The following is a 2,833-nucleotide window of genomic DNA, read 5'->3' as shown; positions in this document are numbered from 1 at the left end:
GCCGTCAACCCCGCCTTGGATGCGCCGTAGATGTAGTTGCTCTGCCGGCCACGGTCGCCCGCCACGGATGACAATGCTGCTATGAACCCAGCTTTCTTCTCGGCGAAGTACGCCGCAAACTGCTCCAGCACAATCGCCGCCGACGTGAGATTGACGTTCATTGTCTTTTCGACGATATCGGGGTCGGCTTGTCCTTTGGCCTGTTCGTCCATAAACCCGTAGCACAACACGATTCCGGCAAGGTCCGTTTCAGCGACTTCCAGACACCGCTCCAACGTACGCGGCAGACTCTCCACCCGATCGGCATCAAACCGGACCGCCTGCACGGTTACGCCAAACCGGATCTCGATGTCCACACCAATCACGGCAGCATCGTCCACGTCGCGCGCGGCCAGAATTAGAGGACTGCCGCGCAAGGCAAATTCGCCGGCTAATGCCCGCGCAACAGACGATGTCGCGCCCAGAATAACCACCGTCTTTCCGTTGGCGTCGCTCATGTCGCGTCCGCCTTCCTCGGTTCCACGATGCGCAGACGCCGTGCCTGGTCGGACGAAAGCCTGCCCTCGGGATCGAGCTTCCCTTTGACCTCTTTGAAGACCTTGAGCAAGGGGTACATCGCGGCGAACACTTCAGGCTTGGTGCACACGTCTTTCGCGAGATACAGCCGCCCGCCGTGTTTCATGACCATCTCGTCGCATTCGTGCAGGAACGGAACGAGGCTGGCTTTCATCGGGATATCCAGTGTAAGCGTATATCCCTCAAATGGATACGACAGCAAGCCCCGGCTCGCGGGACCCATCCGTTTGAGCACCGCCAGGAAGGACGCGCGCGACGACTTGCTCAACTTCTCCAGAAGGTGAACCAGTCCGGCGGTCGCGTCGAGCGGGAATGTCGCCTGGTACTGCGTAAACCCGCGCTTGCCATAAATGCGGTTCCAGTTATGGATAGCATCCAAGGGATAGAAATACGTGTCGTAATCGATGATCTTCCCCGGCGCAGACGGATGCGCCGCGTAAAACACCGTATTGAAGGCCCAGATACTCATCGGATTGAGCATCAGCGACGGGAAATCGATGGGCACGTTGGGCTGGAGCTTGCGCTTCACCTTGAACGGGCCTCGGATGGACGGCGGCAATTCCTTCAGCGGAAGATGCTCTCCCAGCATAAGTACCGACCGCCCAAGGCTTTTCCCCTTCGCGAGGCAGTCCACCCAAGCCACGGAATACTTGTACTGCTGGTCCGTTTCCCGGATGGCCGTCAACAAGGTTTCGATGTTCTCGCAACGGTGGTAATCGACCCGGCAATAGGCCGTCTCCACCGGTATTAACTGTATGCGAGCACTAAGGATAAGTCCGGTAAGGCCTGCGCCGCCCACGGTCGCCCAGAATGCGTCCGGGTTGCGGTCCGGAGAACAAGTCAAGACGTCACCGGTCGGCGTCACCAGCTCCAAATCCAACACGTACCTGCTGAATGACCCCTCGCCATGATGATTCTTGCCATGCACGTCGTGGGCAATCGCCCCGCCAACGGTCACGAACTTGGTCCCCGGGGTGACCGGCAGAAACCACCCGCGCGGAAGGAAGGTGTTGATGAGTTCCTCGAGGCTGACGCCGCCTTCGCACTCGACAATGCCGCGTTCGGCGTCCCAGCCCAGCATGCGATTGAGGCGCACCATCGAAATGACGCTTCCGCCCCCGTTAATCGCCGCGTCGCCGTAGCTACGGCCCAGCCCCCGCGCGATGTATTCGGTGGGCCCCCCTTCCGAGAGCAGCTCGTCAATATCGCGCCGCTTCTCGGGGCGAAAGACGTTGCACTCTTCCACCGGGCATCGCCCCCACCCGGATAAGCGTTGTTTGGCCGATTGAATCACCGATTTCCCCATTCAACCCGCCGCACGGCGCGGCGTCACCGGATTATACGAGCAGACCGGGAGATAAGCAACGGAAGAACTGAGACAAGATGCGTCTTGCGCAGACGGTCCTGTGTCTTGAATGATCGGGACACAACCCACCAGACTTCTTTGCGTTCTTGGAGATCAGGAGACTGGAAAACAGAAAGGGAACTATGAAGGCAGGAATCTTCTCCATCGGGCTGGATACCTACTGGGCACAGTTCGACGGACTACTCGATAACCTAAACGGATATCATCGAGAAATCCGCGACCGCATCGCGCAAATGGGTGTTGAAATGGTCGACGCCGGCATGGTCGACAACCCCGAAAAGGCTCGCCACGCGGCGGCATTGTTCAAGCGTGAAGATGCGGAGATCATCTTCCTTTTCATCTCCACCTACGCGCTCTCGTCGACCGTCCTGCCGGTGGTGCAGAAGACCAAAGCGCCCGTGGTGATGCTCAACCTTCAGCCGGTGGCCCAACTCGACTACGAGGCATTCAACGCGCTGGGCGATCGCGGGAAAATGACGGGCGTCTGGCTCGAACACTGCCAGTCCTGCTCGGCGCCGGAGTTGGCCTGCGCTCTCGGACGCGCGGGTGTCGATTATCACCTCGTGACAGGCTATCTCCACGAGGAACAAGCTTGGCAGGAAATCCAGGACTGGGTTGACGCCGCAAAGACTGCCGCCGGGATGCGCGAGAATCGCGTGGGCATTCTTGGACACTATTACTGCGGCATGCTTGACGTCTACACCGACCTTACCCAGCAATCAGCCGTGTTCGGCAACCACTTCGAGATTCTGGAAATGTGCGAAGTGTTTGAACTGCGCCAATCGGTTACGGACAAAGAAATTGCCGCCAAGGTGGCCGAATTCAACAAAGAATTCGATGTCTCCAGCGAGTGCGAACAGGCGGAACTTGAGCGCGCCGCCAAGACAGCGG

At 58.9% G+C, this 2,833-nt stretch carries 3 protein-coding genes; 1 reads left to right on the top strand and 2 read right to left on the bottom strand.

From position 1 onward, the window contains the following. Both K1Y02_26655 and K1Y02_26650 read right to left on the bottom strand, forming a co-directional pair. On the bottom strand, window positions 1-497 hold a 497-nt coding region (locus K1Y02_26655), incomplete at its 3' end, for an SDR family NAD(P)-dependent oxidoreductase (protein MBX7259964.1). Then, a complete protein-coding gene (locus tag K1Y02_26650; GenBank protein ID MBX7259963.1) occupies window positions 494-1,882 on the bottom strand; it encodes an FAD-binding oxidoreductase in 1,389 nt (462 codons plus the stop codon). The genes K1Y02_26650 and K1Y02_26655, both read right to left, overlap by 4 nt. Before the next feature lie 182 nt (window positions 1,883-2,064). Here K1Y02_26650 and K1Y02_26645 point away from each other — a divergent pair. Beyond that, window positions 2,065-2,833, top strand: a 769-nt coding sequence (locus K1Y02_26645) for an arabinose isomerase (GenBank protein MBX7259962.1), incomplete at its 3' end; no start/stop codon positions are given.

It is taken from the genome of Candidatus Hydrogenedentota bacterium (genome assembly GCA_019695095.1).
Taxonomy (GTDB): Bacteria; Hydrogenedentota; Hydrogenedentia; order Hydrogenedentales; family SLHB01; genus JAIBAQ01.
The sequence above is the reverse complement of the archived record's forward strand: the minus strand, read 5'-3'. Positions and strand labels throughout refer to the sequence as shown.

Bases quoted from the DNA above. Each gene is read 5' to 3' on its own strand.
- K1Y02_26650 (MBX7259963.1), bottom strand. From the start codon at position 1,882: ATGGGGAAATCGGTGATTCAATCGGCCAAACAACGCTTATCCGGGTGG.